Raw genomic sequence first — 14,671 nt, forward strand, 5'->3', positions numbered from 1 at the left:
TATACGGTATGCCACTTAACTCATGATGAGATAGGCGAATGCTACTAAAGGTTCTATGTGGGTTGCTGTTGGTGTCAAGGAAGCCGAGCGTTTGCGTCATGCACATAAAAAATCCGAAACCCATCAACAGGTTTCGGATTTTCATCTATTAGCAGATTGGGTAGTGGTTTTTAACTGAGTTTCATTCGAGTTAATGATCTTTTTTTAACCTATCAATCAAATCAAAGCCGTGAAATAACGGCTTGGGTGAATTCATCGGTGGATGCTTGACCGCCTAAGTCTCGGGTCACTCGGTCGCCCGATGCGATGGTGTCACGTACGGCCTTGCGGATCTGCGCGGCTTTATCGTGCATACCGAGGTATTCGAGCATCTGAATTGAGGCGAGGATCACCGATGTGGGGTTAGCAATGTTCTTGCCTGCGATATCGGGAGCTGAGCCGTGCACCGCTTCGAAGATGGCGGCGCCATCGCCGATATTGGCGCCCGGTGCCATGCCAAGACCGCCGACCAAGCCTGCACAGAGGTCAGAAAGGATGTCGCCAAATAGGTTAGTGGTGACCATCACGTCAAACCGTTCTGGATACATCACCAGATTCATGCACGCGGCATCGACGATCATCTCCTCGTTCTGGATATCTGGGTAACGAGCAGCTACTTCACGGGCAACGTCGAGAAACAGGCCTGAGGTGGATTTAAGGATATTTGCTTTGTGGATAATGGTGACTTTCTTGCGCTTTTCCTGACGGGCCAGTTCGAAGGCAAAGATGGCGATGCGCTCAGCACCTTCACGGGTGATGATACTCATGGCCTCAGCTGTTTGATTATCGTCGCTGCGCTTTTGCCCCGCCCCTGAATACATTCCCTCGGTGTTTTCGCGCACGGTGATGATGTCGATGTTGTCGTAGCGACTTTTCGTCCCCTTGAAGGAGATCACTGGGCGCACGTTGGCGTACAGGTTAAATGTTTTACGCAGGGAGACGTTAATGGAAGTGAAGCCCTTGCCGACAGGGGTAGTTAATGGCCCTTTGAGGCTGACCTTGTTTTTCTTAATCAGATCCAGCGTGCTTTGCGGTAGTAATTCGCCATGCTTTTCGAGGGCAACTAAACCTGCATCTGCGTATTCATACTCGAAGTCACATCCTGCGTGATTCAGGATCTGGATGGCAGACTCAATGATGCTGGGGCCAATGCCGTCGCCAGGGATTACGGTGATGTTTGTTTTAGACATGGGAGGGTTCCACTTCCAGAGGACAGGGGAGGGTTCGGGCCGCTTTATATCATTTATGTAGCAATTCCACCACCCTATTTACATATCTCTCATTTTATTCAACATCTGGCATTTGTGGTAAGAAATCGAGCCAGCGTGAAGAGTCAAATATCCATTGCTGGCGGGTAACGGATATCCCGCAAGTTAAAGCCCAATGGAATGTCGTGTTGTAGCCGGACTAAACGTTGGGCGAGTAAGGATGCTTCTCGATGCTGGCACACTTTGCGTAACGCGTTACTGGCAGCCTCATGTTGTCCCACATCCAGCAGGGTCGCTAAATCATGGTATTGCTGTAGTAACTGAGTGGCGGTTTTTGGGCCAATCCCGGGCACGCCTTTGATGTTTGAGCCACTGACGCCGGTTAGTGCCCAACAATCCACCAGTTGGCTCGGTGCCAAACCATAGTGTTGCTGGACAAACGCCGCATCCAGCCAGCGTTTGTTGAAGTAGTCACGGATCTGGATGTGTGGGCTGATGAGCTGACAAAACCCCTTATCAGTGGAGATGATAGTGGCCTGATGGCCATGCTGAGCTATGCCGCAGGCAAGGGTTGCAATTAGGTCATCTGCTTCGTCAGTCTCAGAGAGGAGGGCATCGACCCCACATTCCCAGAAGGCATCTTGCAGCTCAGCGAGGCCTTCACGCAGCTCAGTGGGCATCGGTGTGCGCCCCTCTTTGTAAGCGGGATAGAGCCTTTTACGCCAGCTTGCGATGTCGCCATCAAACACCGCGATAGCATGGGTTGGCTCACTATTAGCCAGTAACTTACGGCAACAGTTGATAAGGTTGGCCCGTGTGGCCAGAAGAGCTTGCGCTGGCGTCAGAGCTTGCTGGGCTTGTACTGCGTGCAGGCGGCGGATGAGATTGAGGGCATCGATGATCAGCAGGTGTGGCATGGGGCGCTCTTGATGGTCAGGATGGCCCATTGTAACAACTGGTGCGCCTCATGACAGCCTCGCGGCATGGCTGACCTGATATGGGATAAATGGGATAACACGCAATAACAGCAGAGGGGCGCGACAGTGGCCCCTCTTATTCATGTTGACCGTTCAGGATGGCTGCTTGGCCAGCCTGTTGGGCTAGCGCACGATTTCATAGCAAGGTATGTACTGACTCCCGGGCAGCTTCATGCGTTGCTGTTTCACGAAGCTCTCTAGCAGCTTGTCCATCAAGTGCATCAGCTCCTTATCGCCATGTAGCTTGAAGGGGCCTCTCTTCTCGATAGCACGAATGCCCCCTTCTTTGACGTTCCCCGCGACAATGCCAGAGAAGGCGCGGCGCAGGTTAGCTGCCAGTAACTGAGGGAGCTGTTGACGGTGTAGATCTAGACTCGCCATGTTGGCGTGGTCTGGCTCGAAAGGTAGCTGAAATTCCGGCTCGATCTTCAGTGACCAGTTAAAAGAGTAAGCGTCACCAACTGATTTTCGATACTCGCGAATTTTGGGCATCGCCTCTTTCATGACCCTGGCAACTTCTGGCGCATTGCCGACGATAATCCGGTAGAGCTTGGTCGCCGGCTCACCGAGGGTTGCTTTGATAAAGTCGTCGATGGCGCGGAAATAGTCTGCACTCTCTTTCGGGCCGGTCAGGATGATGGGCATGGGCTGCCGCTCGTTCGCGGGGTGCATCATGATCCCCAGCAGATAAAGCAGCTCTTCGGCGGTGCCCGCTCCGCCAGGGAAGATAATAATGCCGTGGCCGAGCCGGACGAACGCTTCCAGTCGTTTCTCGATATCCGGCAGGATCACCAGCTCGTTAACGATGGGATTAGGGGGTTCAGCTGCAATGATGGAGGGTTCAGTCAGCCCGATGTAGCGGCCATTGCGTACTCGCTGTTTGGCATGGCCGACAGCCGCGCCTTTCATCGGCCCTTCCATCGCCCCTGGGCCACAGCCGGTACAAATATTCAGCTCGCGTAGCCCTAACTCATTACCCACTAAGCGGGTGTATTGGTACTCGATCTCATTGATAGAGTGGCCGCCCCAGCAGACGATAAGGTTAGGGTCGGCACCAGGCTGGATCACTTTGGCGTTACGCAGGATGGCAAACACCACGTTAGAGATGTGGGTCGAGTTCGTCAGATTAACCTGACGGTTCGATTCTAACTGATTGGAGACGTAGAGAATGTCACGTAGCACCGAGAACAGGTGCTCCTGAATGCCACGGATGATTTCGCCATCGACAAAGGCGTGCTCCGGGGCATTGAACAGCTCCAGTTTAACCCCCCGCTCACGGCGGATCACATGGATATCGAACGACTTGAAGCGCTCTAAAATCTCTTTGGAGCTATCGGTATGGCTACCTGAGTTGAGCACCGCCAGCGAGCAGTTGCGAAATAACTGATAGATATCGCTGCTTGCTGTTTGCTTGAGGCGATCAACCTCAAGCTGTGACAGCAGGTCCATGCTGCCAACAGGATTGATGTGCGTAATCATAGATTCCCCTTGCACTCGCTTGTTATCGTTGTGGTTTCCCTGGGGAGAAAAGGGGAGCCATATTGCATCCCCTGATTTCGATAGTAGTGGCAACCGAGGGGCGAGGGAAATAGGGGACAAGTGCGTTCGCTGGTTTTTTAGCCGCCCCTCACGCTAGCATCACCTGATCCCGACCCGTGTGTTTGGCGTGATAGAGCGCCTTGTCTGCTCGCTCGAACACCTCTGAGGGGGTGTCGCCCTCACGAAACAGCGTGGCGCCGATGGAGATGGTAATGGCCACTTTGGCGTCCCGAAAGCGAAACGGAATGTGTTTGATGGTTTGGCGCAGGGTTTCGAGCGGCTTTTGAAACTTCTCTGGGTTGATATTTGGTAACAGCACGACAAACTCTTCACCCCCGAAACGTGCGATGAAGTCGGTATCTCGCAGCGTACGTTGTAATGCCTTTGCCACCACCTTTAAGGCCTTATCGCCAGCCATGTGGCCGTAGTTGTCATTGATTTGCTTGAAGTGATCAATATCAATGATCGCCAAGCACAAGGGGGTACGGTAACGCACCCAGCGGCGATACTCTTGCTCCAAGCGCTCATCGAGCGCGGCGCGGTTGTGCACCTGGGTTAAGCTATCGAGAAACAGTTTGTGCTTTTGAATCGTCAGCCGTTTTTTGTATTCGGCCGTCTCTTCTGTGATCAGGCGGATCTTGGACTCCATCTTGGAAATATAATTAAGGAGCGAGTTTTCGCGGGATGCTGACTCCGATCTCTCGTGTAACAGGGTGTTGAGCGTGACCAGATGTTCTGAGATCGCCGCTTTGAGGCTATCGACATGCTGGTATTGAGTCAGGCTGTGGTCGATTGCTTGGATCTGATGCTGTAGCGCCTGATGGCTCTCTGTTCTGGTTTGCTGTAGGAGGCGACCCTCATCAAGAGATTGAGTCACGCTGGAATGGATCAACGCGAGACGCTCATTGAGGTTAGTTAAAAAAGCACGGGAGGCGGTCCGCTCTGCTCGGGTTCCTTCGATGATAAGTTCGATAACCCGAAGGCAAGTACTGGCCAACAAGGTGGGTTTGAGCCCAGAGAGTAACTGGCGCCGGATATCAGACAAGCTTGCCCCGATGGCTCCTGCAAAATCCAGTTCAGTGATCAGGCGTTGTAACTCATCGCTGAGGCGCTGCTCGTCTTGTGGTGCAAATAGTTGAGGTTGCTCATCTTGCGAAGAGGTGACTAATGGCGTTTGTTGGAGGCTGGTTGCTTGCTGGTAGAGATCGAGTAGCGTGAGCATGCGCTGTTGTTGTTCGCACAGGCGCCATCGGCAGGCGTGTTGAGAAATAGCAGCAGTGATTGGCGGATAGCATGTGGCAGTGTGCTGATCGATGCGAGGTGATGCGCGCCGCTGTCGAGCGCCGCTTGTGAGAGGCTCATGGATCTCTGTAAGGCGACACTGTGCTGTTGCAGCCGTTTTTCGAGCGCCAATAACTCACGATCTAACGAGGTGATCAGTGGATCACTGCGGAATGTTTGTTGCAGTTGAGTCAGTTGGCTATCTAGTTCATGGTACGATACCGTAGCAGCAGAGAATGAGCTGGTTAATAAACTGGGTACTGCGAATCCGTTCAGCATCTGCCACTAAGACAGTGCCTTCAAGTTCAAGCTGGGTTTGCTGGAGGGACGCTCTGAGTTCGGCTAATTGTCCTGCTACGGCAGCGATATCATTCATTATCACACCCTGTGGTGATGATGGTTATTGGGGCAGAGTGACGATGTGCACACTAGGTTTTCAGTTATTCAATCAGCGGTTGGCGAAGCGCTTCCTGCTTGGGAGCGCGCCAGTTGTGACCAATTAACCCACTGTTTTTCGTGGGACGCGTTGACTTTTACCAATCCCTTGTCAATGGCCATCAGACCACATTGCCACACGTCCCCGTTAAAAAACGCCGCTTGTTGGCAATCAATGGCGGCGAGTTCAAGCCAAGCGCTCTGCTGAGAATGATCACTGAGCTGCGTCGCGCCAGCTAATGCCAAATAACACAGATCAAATAAACCATGGTGGTCCAGAGCGGCCGGCGCTTTGGGCAAAAAAGGGTGGCTAATAATCCCGAGACTAATGCGTCGATCGAGTGGGTATTCACACGAAAATGCAGCCAGCTCATTCAGTAGCTGGGCGGCTAAGTGGGGTAAGTTGTCCACATGACGCTGGGGGACGACATAGAGCAAACAGCCTGCGCGTAAGTCATAGATCCGGCCATCTGGTGGTGTTAGACCCGCGACGTAGGCTCCGAATGTTTGCTCGATCTCACGGCTGATTTGATAGCCATGACGCTGCGGATTAGTGATTAAAAAAGGAACGTGAAACAGCAGATAATGGAGTTTGTCATCGAACTCACGGGAGGTGTGCTCACTGAGATACCAGCGCTCAGATTGCTGCTGACGTTTGACCATCTCCTGTGGCCAACGTTGCATCAGACGCTGCCAATTGGCCAGCTGAGTGCGTGGCTCAATGAGCAATGCCTCCCCTGTCTGTTTGGCTAACAGGCGGGCAGCCCGCAATTTTAGCCAGATGGTAAAGAAGAGATAAATAAACAGTGCCAGCAGCAAGCTGGTGGTGATGCTGGACCAAAGATAGCGTTCTTGTTGGTACTGGCTCTCTTCAAGACGCTGTTCTAATGCCTTGATGCTTTGCCTGCGCTCGATCTGCACATAGTTATCGTGCGCGGTCGTTTGTTCTTGCACGGCCTCTTGTTGACGAACCTCCTCGCCCAGCCGAGTGAAGCTGCGGTAGCTGTCCAGCGCCTTGCGCAGATAGCCTTTTTGCTCGTAGGCGATTGATAGCAGACGGTAAGCCTCATATTGACGGCGACTATCACCTAACTGGTTGGCAAGGGTTCGCGCGTTTTCTAACTGTAAAATGGCGATCGCCGCTTCGTGTTTTTTCAGATATAGCTCGCCGAGTAGGAGCAAGGTATCTATCAGTGGTTCTTTGGCATCATTGGGTTCATGGGCTTGGCGAGCAGTATTGAGGTAGCGACTGGCGAGAGCGAGATTGCCGCTTTGCAAGTAAGTCTTGCCAATCTCGAAATTAAGTTGGGCAATGTTAATGCGGTGACGATCTTCATCAAGTAGGTCTAGGGCATTAAAGAGATAGACCAAGGTCATATTGAGATCGCCCAGCTCTCTATTGAGTTGCGCTAGCACCATCAGAGCATCGCAAAGTAACACTGGGTTACCGATGGCCTGAAAATAGTTGGCTGCGTCAGTGGCGTATTTCAGTGCTTTTTGCGGGTCTTGTTGTTCTTGATAGAGCTTGACGATCTGGCTTGTCAGTAAACCCAAGAACAAGGGGTCCTTGATCTCTTTCGCCTGTTGCTGGGCATCAATATATTCGCCTAGAGCTAACTGTGGCTGCAGCAGCGCGCGGTAAAGATCGCCGCTCGTGGCACTGACCCACGCGCTGGTCAGTGGCTCAGGGCGTTTTGCAGCCCAAATCCGAGCGTCTGCCAGCTGATGCTGGGCATCGGCAAAACGCTTGTTGGCAATATCGTAGGTGGTGCGTAATAGTCGGCTGTAAACTTGCAGCGGACTATTTTGGAGGCTCGGTTCAGTCAGTAACATCTCAAGCCGTGCCAGCAGCTGACGGCTTTCATCCTCACGGGACGGTCTGATTTCCTGACTGCGTATTTTCAGGTACAGCCCATGGGCTGTGAGCTCAGGGAATCCCTCCTTTTCGGCTAATACCAACGCCTGATCAAAGGCCTGCATACTGGGTTGATACTGGCCGAGCTGCACCAAGCATTTTCCTTTGAGCAGATTCGCGCCAATGGTTTGCTGTGCGGTGCTGTAGCTGGTTATCGGTTCACGGTAGCTAGCATCTTGGTGGCTGCTGCTTAGTGGAGTGCTATTGGCGGTGCGCAGTAGAAAGGCAGAGGAGAGCTGCACACATTTGGCAGGGTCGGTCAGGACCCATGTTTGTGCTTGCTGCAGATCAATAGACAGCTGCTCCACGTTCAGGTCCAGATCAGGAGCTGACAGGGAGGAGATCATCATGGTCAGAACAAACAGTTGATTCATGAGAATAAAGACGCCGCAGGGATGAGGGCATGTTATCCAAGCCTCACCCTGCGAGTCCAGAGTTTACTCGCGGATCTCAGTGCCAGATTAATGAGAGTAACGTATTGAGATAACAACGATTAACAGCATGTCATGGCGACCGTCACTGGCGGATCAGGCGTAGATTGGTGGGGACTGGCTCGAAATCGGAGCGAAATGGGTTGATATCGAGACCGCCGCGGCGAGTATAGCGCGCATACACAGTGAGTTGCGCTGGCTGGCAGTAGTGCTTGAGATCGATGAAAATGCGCTCGACACACTGTTCGTGGAATTCGTTGTGCTGACGAAATGAGATGAGGTAGCGCAATAATTTTTGCCGATCGAGGCGGGGACCTCGGTAGCGGATGACCACCGACCCCCAGTCCGGCTGGCTGGTGACCAAGCAGTTGGATTTCAGCAGGTGGCTGTGCAGTGTCTCCTCCACCATCTCTTGGCCTGCTGCCCCTTGGAGCAGTGAGGCATCAAACTCATATTGATCTACCTCGATATCCTGATCATCAATGCACTCCCCCGGTAAGGTGGCAATGTGGTGGGGAGCGTGTGTCAGGGAAAACAAGCGCACCTCGACCTGAGCGCCAGCACAGGCGCTCAGATCGCTTTGCAACATGGCGGCTACCGTGTCGATCGCAGCGCAACGGGTCTGATTGAATGAGTTGAGGTAGAGCTTGAATGATTTTGACTCGATCAGATGGGGGCTGGTCGCAGGAACGGAGACTTCACCCAGCGCCACCATAGGCTTACCTTTCGAGTTGAGCCAAGAGAGTTCGTAGAGTGTCCACATATCACAACCGGCAAACGGCAAGGTGGCACCCAGTTGTAGATCATCTCGATTGAGTGCGCGAGGCACAGGTTGCAGCAGTGAGGGACTGTATTGACTGAGGTAATCTGATTGCTGGCCTAGCCGTAAGCCTTTGAGGGCGCTGGCCCCTGCGTATCTATCTTGCGTGCTCATCGATGTTATCCACATGAGTGAAAAGGAAATGGGGCATTGGGTTGGCAGTGGTGATACCCGCTCTTGTTCGGGTTGCTCGCAAGCGCTCACCTTGGCCGATGCGCTGTGATGCTTCGCCTTGTTTCTCAGGAAATTTGGTGCTGCAATGGCGAACGTTGTCAGCAATTGTGGGGATTTTTAATGTCGGATCAAGTGTTGTCTGCCCTGACAGATTTTTTGGCGCGATGGCAACAGCATCGAGAGCAACGATACGGTGTGCCTCGTTGTGACTGGGATGCTGAGTGGCGCTCGGTATGTGAAGTTGCGAAACCCAACGAGGGGAAAGTCGCGTGGCGCCCTTATCACAGGGCCCAGCCTGAGGATTTCAGTGCCATAGCCGCCGCTTTGGAGCTAACGCTGCACCCTAGTGCGTTGGCACTGTTTGGGCACTGGTTTAGTCGCCCCATTCCCTGTCTCTACAAAGGGCTGCGACTTGAATTGATCTTCCCATGGAATGAGGAAGATCTTGAGTTACTGAAGGAAAATTTGATTGGCCATCTCTTGATGCTGCGTAAATTAAAGCGCCCGCCGTCGATTTTTATTGCGACCACACGTCACGAAAACACCCTGATTTCCTTAGATAACGAAAGTGGTCAAGTGTGGCTTGAGTGGCTCGATTCGGGTCGCCGCTTGTCACTGGCGTTATCCTTGCCAGCCTTTTTAGCGCGCTTAGAGACGTTACCCCACTAGCGTTCACCGCAGGTGGCACTCACCTAACCAGCCAGAGCCTGGTCTATTCGGGCACAGGCCGCATGATGGGTCTGCTATGCCCCCGATAAGGCTGTGCTGATCGGCTGGTTCAGCCCTTAAAGATGGCTTAGCACCGCTATCCTTAGGCTCGTTAGCTCACCATGTTGGCCCTGCGTCGCGCTCGGACATCTGTACGCTGCGGTTTCTGTGGGCAAGGTGAGCCCGCTCTTATGGATGACCGAGGGGCGCGCCAATCACGCCGACTAGGCTAAGTTCTTAATCTTTGAAATCCCAAGATAAGTTAGAAATTAACCGGCAGCTATCGCACTTAAAATCGAAAATTTCATGCAGAGGTTCGGCCAATGCCCATTGGCCACCACAGCTGGGACATGGGCGGTGGCGTTCTTCGGCTGCACTCAGGCCACCCACGCGATAGAGGTAGTAGTAAGTGGGAATACCCGTCAGTGCCTCTAGTCGTTTGCTAAGATCGCTGCCCCGCCGATAGAGGCGGCTGCTCACGTTGCTTATCTCCTCTAATGCAACATGTTCGGCAATGGAGCCGTTCATTTGTAATTGGTCACACGCCTCCCAATCCTCCTGCCACTTGATGATCTGCTTGTGGTCACCATTAGCCACCGCTGGTAGTTGATAGAGTGGGATGGGGGCGAAATGATCGCCGCAGCGAAGGGGAGAGCAGCTGTGCAAGAAGCTGGTATAGAGCAGCATCCAGCTCGGCCGATCGCCTTGTTGGCCACAAGGGTCGGTACTGTCAGAGAGCAGGTCTGGGCCTTTTAGTTGGAGCTTGGGGGCCAGCAGACCTACCTGATGGAGCTGCTGTTCCGCCCGTTTCACCTGTTCACTTTGATTGTCTGGATGCAGGCTATCTTGTTCTGGGCAGACCACCCGGCTAATAAAGTGACCTTGATGGATGCTGGTTGGAAATTCGCGGCCAATGATTTGCCCTTGATAGCGCAGCATATCGAGGTAGTTGACGATGGCGTGCTCGGCCTCCGCCAAGGAAGTGTCGCGATAGCACTCAAAGCAGAGTTCGACGATAAACATGGCTTATTTATCTCCCTGCTGGCTAAGTAACGCGATCAACCGATCCACTTTTTGTTCGAGGCGATCAAGCTGCTGACCGAGTTGTTGCAAGGTCAGTGGAGGAGGCGACACAGGGGTATCTGATGTGGTGCAAGCGGGCTCACATTGCTCAGCCGAGGGTTGTTGCTTCCATTGGCTCAATGCCTTCAGTAGCTCTGCCATTGGGACGGGCTGGCTGAGACGAGCTTTGATCATGGCTGTGGTAGGGCTTATTCCTTTGGCTGCAAGCTCGTTGGCGATACGAATAATCTCTTGATTCGGTGTTGGAATGGTCATGGCAATGAAACTGGGGGCAGGAAGTGTGGCTTCGGATCTTAACCAAACCCAGATGACCAATAAAGAGGGGGCATGTCACCCACAGTAAGAGGATGATTAGCTTTGCCGCAGCAGCACATCGAGCTGGTCGATCGCCTGACACCAATGTGAATCGTGCCACAGTGCATCACGCAAGAAACAAGCTTGCGCCTCGCTCCAAAAAGGAGCCTCAGGCAGCAAGGTCTCATTATCGAGACGATGGTCATGCACGAAACGGTGCAAACTTAGCTCATCGTTTGCCAATCCCAATTGCGTAAATAGCGCTGACAAGTCATGGATAAGAGGTTCCATCTCATCTCTCCCTTTATTCACCTCAGCAAATTATAGTCAGGCTCATCGGCTTGCGATGGTCAGGGGAGCGCTGTTCAGGAGTGCGGCATGCGATGGGGCGGTAGTTCGACGGCAACCACATGCAGCCCCTGCATCTTAAGGGTGCCTTGGTAGTGGCTTTCGCCGTCGCTGGAAAACTCAAATTGGTAGTGCGTCAGTAGCCGCAAGGGATGGCGTGCGAGCTCTTGGCGACTGCGGGCTAATGAGAGCAGTTGCAGATCGTAACGCTGGCAGTAACGCTGCATATAGTGCGATGCCAGTTCGGCTTGGCGCCGCGCTTGCCAAAATAGCCCTGCGATCGCCATCAGCAGCAAAATTCCAAGCATCTCTCCCATGTGGGCTCCTTGTGTCGACTCGGCTAGCGTAGGTCAAGTGCGCTAGCTGGGGGCGAATGCGCCCCCTGTTTTGGCTTTTTCCGCTCTTTGTTGAACTCGGGTCTATCGCCCTGCGTGCGCTTTTTTATCCTTGAGCAAACAGATGGCCGATGGCTCTGCTGAGGGGGGCGCTGCGGGTTGGATCGCGCAATGTCGCTAACATGACGTTGCGCAGCGCTGGGATCGTGACCAGTTCGGCAAACACTTGGTTAAAGAATGAGGTCGGCTGCAGGGCCAGTTGCTCCATAAAGTGGCTCTGCAGGTTGGCATCTTGTAGATCGGGCCAGAGCCGTCCAGCAATGGCGAGCAGTAACGCGGGGCTAGGTTGAGTTTGCAGCAGGGTCAGTAGCTTGTTACTGCGCAGCGTATGACGGGAGCAGGAGGCCATGGCACGGCACAGATAGGCCAGCGTTTCCGGATCTGGGGCCGCGCACTCTTGTTCTTTACCTATGCGCTCCAACAGGGCTCCTTGGATGGCGGGGGGCAGCGGGCTGTTTTCCAAGCTTTGGCACAAGGCATAGAGCGGTGCGGGTGGCAGGGTTGGCAGGGCCTTACACACTCGGGCCAGGTTACGTTCATCGTGTAAACGTTCGGCAAGATCAGCAAAACCTTGTAGCCCCAAGGTTTGCCAATCGTGTTGATTGGGCTGGTCTAGGTAGCGGCAAAGCGCATCGTAATAGGCCGATGGCGGCTGCTCTAACTGATATGCCAGCTTGGCGTGTACGCAGGCCATTTTGGCCTCAGCGGGGCGGAAGGTGTAAGGATTGTCAGCCAGCCGCTTGGCCTCTGCCTCATTGAGTTCGCCAGTCAGTTGATAGCCGAGGATGTCGACCACTTGTTCCATAAAGTGCTTGGGGCCGCTTGCTTGCAGCAGGCCACGTTCATCAAGGGCAAACTTAAGAAACCAGAGGTAGTGGCTTCCTGCCTGTGGCTGATAGAAATGGATGCCGAGCCACGCGTGTTGCTGTAAAGGCCAAGGATAGGGCTGTTGTTGCTGTTCAATGCGAACGAAGGTGTCGGTTGCGAGTGGGCGTACTTGGCGGCCCATATCAAACAGCTGAAACAGGGTGCCAGCTTGAGTCAGAAATTCGGTCAAGGTATTGATGGCAGTCATGGGATAGCCTGACGTGAAAGTGATGCGGGCCGATTATAAAGCGCTGACTGAGGATAGCCAGCCCAGTCATGGCAGTCATGGGGGGCTGGGTGTATAGTAACGCCTTTTTTCAAGGCATGGTGGTCAGGCTGTGCCGATGAGACATCACGCGGCAGTCAGGTGAAGCAAAGGGGATCGAGATGAATCAACATATGCAATTAGCCGATTTACTGGGCGAATTGGCGGCTGAACTACAGCGACTTGAACGCTGGCAGAATGAGCCGCCGACGGCGCAGGCATTGGCTAGTACACTGCCGTTTTGTGTCGATACCCTGAGCTTTGATCAGTGGCTGCAATTTGTGCTGATCCCACGGATGACGCAGCTCATCACGCAGCAGGCAGCACTACCGACCAGCATCTCGCTCTATCCCATGGCCAGCGAAGTGTATAAAGAACATCGCGCTGAGGTGGCGGTGCTTATGCGCTTAATTGCGCGGGTCGATCTGCTGCTGTCAGGGAAAGTGGTTGAGCAATGATCCGATCCCAAGAGAGAGGAGTAGCGCCATGGCGTTGAGCCTGCTGTATCAGGATGAGTGGATAGTGGCGGTAAACAAACCGGCCGGCCTGTTGGTCCATCGCAGCTGGCTCGACAAGGCCGAAACCCGGTTTGCGATGCAGATGACGCGTGATTTGATGGGGGGGCGTCATGTCTATCCGGTCCATCGTCTCGATCGTCCCACTTCGGGTGTGCTGTTATTTGCACTGGACCCAACCGTTGCCAGAGCGCTGACGGAGGCGTTTGCTGCTCGTCAAGTGCATAAAGAGTACCTGGCCTTGGTGCGGGGCTGGGCACCTGCACAGGGGGTGATTGATTACCCCCTCAAGGAGCAGTTGGACAAGATTGCGGATGCCATGAGTGATCCAGATAGGCCCGCACAAGATGCGGTCACCACCTTTCGTCGCCTCCATCAAGTCGAACTGCCTTATGCGGTCTCGAAGAAGCATCCGACCAGTCGTTACAGTTTGGTCAAATTGTTCCCAAAGACTGGCCGCAAGCATCAGCTGCGCCGTCATATGGATCATTTGTTTCACCCCATCGTGGGCGATACTACTCATGGCGATGGCCGCCATAACCGTTTTTTCCGCGAACATTATGGTTGTGAGCGACTGTTGCTGGTGGCGCATACTTTGAGCTTTAACCATCCAATCTTAAAGGTACCGATGCGCATTCGGGCGCCACTTGGCCAAGATGTGCTAGCCCTGTTCGCCGCGTTAGGTTGGCCAGCCAGTGAGAGTGACTACTGAGTAGCCGCAAGGGAAGATGGCAGTAAAAAGCGGTTTTTCCCTTGCAGGTCAACTGCCATAATTGTTTCACACTTTGTTCGCAGTACGGTTCACTATGCAGACACTGAAAAATCACTATCTGCTCGCCATGCCGAGCCTCTCAGATCCCTATTTCGAACGCGCCTTGATCTATCTGTGTGAACATAACGCCGAAGGGGCCATGGGGCTGGTCGTCAATATTCCGGTGGAGATGTCTCTCGATACCATGTTGGCACAACTTGATTTGGTGGTGCCCAATGCCCCTGAGCTCAAGCAGCCTGTGCTGCAAGGGGGGCCTGTGCATGCGGATCGAGGCTTTGTCTTACACACGTTACGATCCGGTTTTAACTCGACCTTGCAGGTGGGGGATGAACTGATGGTGACCACTTCCAAGGATATTCTTGAGACCTTAGGAACCGATCAGGCACCTGCTCACTGGCTGGTGGCACTCGGTTATGCAGGATGGGGGGCAGGTCAGCTAGAGCAGGAGTTAGTCGATGGCGCTTGGCTGGTGATCCCTCCTAATCCTGATTTGGTGTTTAAAACGCCGATCCATCGGCGCTGGCAACAAGCGATTGCCAGTATTGGGATCAACCCCATTCATCTTTCCAGTGACGTTGGACATGGTTAAGTGGCCCAGCAGGGGT

General features: G+C 53.5%; 14 protein-coding genes and 1 pseudogene. 4 read left to right on the forward strand and 11 right to left on the reverse strand.

Features of this window, described 5'->3' with window-relative positions; all coding sequences use genetic code 11:
• Positions 1-221: 221 nt before the first annotated feature.
• From CUC53_RS00560 to queF, 6 genes and pseudogenes are all read right to left on the reverse strand, one after another.
• Entirely contained in the window at positions 222-1,229 is a 1,008-nt protein-coding gene (locus CUC53_RS00560) for an isocitrate dehydrogenase (RefSeq protein ID WP_100292357.1), read from the reverse strand.
• Positions 1,230-1,372: 143 nt separating this feature from the next.
• The gene (gene xni / locus CUC53_RS00565; protein WP_100292505.1) at positions 1,373-2,164 is read right to left on the reverse strand and encodes a flap endonuclease Xni; all 792 of its coding nucleotides are present in this window, start codon (positions 2,162-2,164) and stop codon (positions 1,373-1,375) included.
• A gap of 183 nt (positions 2,165-2,347) precedes the next feature.
• Positions 2,348-3,703, reverse strand: coding sequence for a nucleotide 5'-monophosphate nucleosidase PpnN (ppnN, locus tag CUC53_RS00570; RefSeq protein ID WP_100292358.1), 1,356 nt, complete (start codon positions 3,701-3,703; stop codon positions 2,348-2,350).
• Positions 3,704-3,851: 148 nt separating this feature from the next.
• A pseudogene (locus CUC53_RS00575) lies at positions 3,852-5,420 on the reverse strand (GGDEF domain-containing protein).
• A 68-nt stretch (positions 5,421-5,488) separates the two neighbouring features.
• Positions 5,489-7,768 carry a hypothetical protein gene (locus CUC53_RS00580; protein ID WP_100292359.1) on the reverse strand — a complete coding sequence of 760 codons (2,280 nt, stop codon included), beginning with the start codon at positions 7,766-7,768 and terminating at the stop codon, positions 5,489-5,491.
• A gap of 142 nt (positions 7,769-7,910) precedes the next feature.
• Positions 7,911-8,759 (reverse strand): NADPH-dependent 7-cyano-7-deazaguanine reductase QueF, encoded by an 849-nt coding sequence (gene queF / locus CUC53_RS00585; protein WP_100292360.1) that lies wholly within the window; start codon positions 8,757-8,759, stop codon positions 7,911-7,913.
• Between the two features lie 180 nt (positions 8,760-8,939).
• Here queF and syd point away from each other — a divergent pair, with 180 nt between their 5' ends.
• Positions 8,940-9,488, forward strand: a complete 549-nt coding sequence (syd, locus tag CUC53_RS00590; protein ID WP_100292361.1) for a SecY-interacting protein — start codon at positions 8,940-8,942, stop codon at positions 9,486-9,488.
• Positions 9,489-9,764: 276 nt separating this feature from the next.
• Here the strand turns inward: syd and CUC53_RS00595 are convergent, their stop codons facing one another.
• The 5 genes from CUC53_RS00595 to CUC53_RS00615 all read right to left on the reverse strand — a co-directional run bounded on the left by CUC53_RS00595 (position 9,765) and on the right by CUC53_RS00615 (position 12,722).
• Positions 9,765-10,550 carry a Zn-ribbon-containing protein gene (locus CUC53_RS00595; RefSeq protein WP_100292362.1) on the reverse strand — a complete coding sequence of 262 codons (786 nt, stop codon included), beginning with the start codon at positions 10,548-10,550 and terminating at the stop codon, positions 9,765-9,767.
• Positions 10,551-10,553: 3 nt separating this feature from the next.
• Positions 10,554-10,865, reverse strand: coding sequence for a hypothetical protein (locus CUC53_RS00600; protein ID WP_100292363.1), 312 nt, complete (start codon positions 10,863-10,865; stop codon positions 10,554-10,556).
• Between the two features lie 96 nt (positions 10,866-10,961).
• The gene (locus CUC53_RS00605; protein WP_100292364.1) at positions 10,962-11,195 is read right to left on the reverse strand and encodes a DUF2789 family protein; all 234 of its coding nucleotides are present in this window, start codon (positions 11,193-11,195) and stop codon (positions 10,962-10,964) included.
• Between the two features lie 74 nt (positions 11,196-11,269).
• Positions 11,270-11,569, reverse strand: a complete 300-nt coding sequence (locus CUC53_RS00610; protein WP_100292365.1) for a DUF3301 domain-containing protein — start codon at positions 11,567-11,569, stop codon at positions 11,270-11,272.
• 124 nt (positions 11,570-11,693) lie between these two features.
• Positions 11,694-12,722: a DUF3549 family protein gene (locus CUC53_RS00615; RefSeq protein ID WP_100292366.1), complete on the reverse strand. Its 1,029-nt coding sequence runs from the start codon at positions 12,720-12,722 to the stop codon at positions 11,694-11,696.
• Between the two features lie 179 nt (positions 12,723-12,901).
• On the opposite strand from CUC53_RS00615, the gene CUC53_RS00620 reads away from it, so the two are divergent.
• From CUC53_RS00620 to CUC53_RS00630, 3 genes are all read left to right on the forward strand, one after another.
• A complete protein-coding gene (locus tag CUC53_RS00620) occupies positions 12,902-13,237 on the forward strand; it encodes a YqcC family protein (RefSeq protein WP_100292367.1) in 336 nt (111 codons plus the stop codon).
• Positions 13,238-13,265: 28 nt separating this feature from the next.
• On the forward strand, positions 13,266-14,006 hold the full coding sequence (gene truC, locus CUC53_RS00625) for a tRNA pseudouridine(65) synthase TruC (RefSeq protein ID WP_167386639.1): 741 nt from the start codon (positions 13,266-13,268) through the stop codon (positions 14,004-14,006).
• A 94-nt stretch (positions 14,007-14,100) separates the two neighbouring features.
• Positions 14,101-14,655 carry a YqgE/AlgH family protein gene (locus CUC53_RS00630; protein ID WP_100292368.1) on the forward strand — a complete coding sequence of 185 codons (555 nt, stop codon included), beginning with the start codon at positions 14,101-14,103 and terminating at the stop codon, positions 14,653-14,655.
• Positions 14,656-14,671 lie beyond the last annotated feature (16 nt).

Source organism: Aeromonas cavernicola (assembly GCF_002795305.1).
In the GTDB taxonomy this organism is placed as follows: Bacteria; Pseudomonadota; Gammaproteobacteria; order Enterobacterales; family Aeromonadaceae; genus Aeromonas; species Aeromonas cavernicola.

Excerpts from the sequence above, each read along its gene's own strand:
- CUC53_RS00610 (WP_100292365.1), bottom strand. The coding sequence starts at position 11,569 with ATGGGAGAGATGCTTGGAATTTTGCTGCTGATGGCGATCGCAGGGCTA.
- ppnN (WP_100292358.1), bottom strand. The coding sequence starts at position 3,703 with ATGATTACGCACATCAATCCTGTTGGCAGCATGGACCTGCTGTCACAG.
- CUC53_RS00630 (WP_100292368.1), top strand. The coding sequence starts at position 14,101 with ATGCAGACACTGAAAAATCACTATCTGCTCGCCATGCCGAGCCTCTCA.
- CUC53_RS00595 (WP_100292362.1), bottom strand. The coding sequence starts at position 10,550 with ATGTTTATCGTCGAACTCTGCTTTGAGTGCTATCGCGACACTTCCTTG.
- CUC53_RS00580 (WP_100292359.1), bottom strand. The coding sequence starts at position 7,768 with ATGAATCAACTGTTTGTTCTGACCATGATGATCTCCTCCCTGTCAGCT.
- CUC53_RS00605 (WP_100292364.1), bottom strand. The coding sequence starts at position 11,195 with ATGGAACCTCTTATCCATGACTTGTCAGCGCTATTTACGCAATTGGGA.
- truC (WP_167386639.1), top strand. The coding sequence starts at position 13,266 with ATGGCGTTGAGCCTGCTGTATCAGGATGAGTGGATAGTGGCGGTAAAC.
- CUC53_RS00560 (WP_100292357.1), bottom strand. The coding sequence starts at position 1,229 with ATGTCTAAAACAAACATCACCGTAATCCCTGGCGACGGCATTGGCCCC.
- CUC53_RS00615 (WP_100292366.1), bottom strand. The coding sequence starts at position 12,722 with ATGACTGCCATCAATACCTTGACCGAATTTCTGACTCAAGCTGGCACC.
- syd (WP_100292361.1), top strand. The coding sequence starts at position 8,940 with ATGTCGGATCAAGTGTTGTCTGCCCTGACAGATTTTTTGGCGCGATGG.
- CUC53_RS00600 (WP_100292363.1), bottom strand. The coding sequence starts at position 10,865 with ATGACCATTCCAACACCGAATCAAGAGATTATTCGTATCGCCAACGAG.
- CUC53_RS00620 (WP_100292367.1), top strand. The coding sequence starts at position 12,902 with ATGAATCAACATATGCAATTAGCCGATTTACTGGGCGAATTGGCGGCT.
- queF (WP_100292360.1), bottom strand. The coding sequence starts at position 8,759 with ATGAGCACGCAAGATAGATACGCAGGGGCCAGCGCCCTCAAAGGCTTA.
- xni (WP_100292505.1), bottom strand. The coding sequence starts at position 2,164 with ATGCCACACCTGCTGATCATCGATGCCCTCAATCTCATCCGCCGCCTG.